This is a genomic window from Actinoalloteichus spitiensis RMV-1378 (genome assembly GCF_000239155.1).
GTDB classification, from domain to species: Bacteria; Actinomycetota; Actinomycetes; order Mycobacteriales; family Pseudonocardiaceae; genus Actinoalloteichus_B; species Actinoalloteichus_B spitiensis.
Genome location: NZ_AGVX02000878.1, coordinates 1 through 586, shown reverse-complemented (window position 1 = coordinate 586; position 586 = coordinate 1). Strand labels below are relative to the sequence as shown.

At 64.8% G+C, this 586-nt stretch carries 1 protein-coding gene; it reads left to right on the top strand.

What is annotated here, in order from left to right; genetic code table 11:
• A partial coding sequence (locus tag ACTIDRAF_RS31600) for a phosphopantetheine-binding protein (RefSeq protein WP_039789963.1) occupies positions 1–352 on the top strand: 352 nt, incomplete at its 5' end.
• Positions 353–586 lie beyond the last annotated feature (234 nt).

The window sequence follows — 586 nt, the reverse complement described above, 5'->3', positions numbered from 1 at the left end:
GACCGGGAACGGCAAGCTCGACCGCGCGGCGCTGCCCGCCCCTCAGCAGGAGATGCACGGATCCGCGGGAGATCCCGCGACTCCGACCGAGGAAGCTCTGGTCGACATCTGGTCCGATGTGCTGCACGTCAGCTCAGTCGGAACCGATGTCAACTTCTTCGAGACCGGTGGTAACTCGATTCTGAGTCTCCAGGTCATCGATGCGATTCAGGAAACCTTCGGCATCGACTTCTCAGCGCGGCTCTTCTTCGAGAACCCGACGATCACCCGCCTTGCCGAGGTGATCGAGGAGAAGATCCTGTCCGACATCGAGGGCTCGCTGTTCACCGAGGGTGACAGCGCACTGGACTGAGCTTGGCGGATGCCGGGCAGCAGAGCCGAGCGAGGGACGACAACAGCTGCTCGCTCCCGGCCCGCCCTGCCCAACAGCCGAAACCCACGTTCGTGATCACCTGGCCACCGAGGGGAAACTGATGATCAGGCCGGCTGCCGACGAGAACCTGCCGATGCGGTGGGCAGGTGCGGACCATCCCGTTCCTGGTTCGGACCTGGCGGGGTTGTTGGCCCGGCAGGCCGGACGGACCCC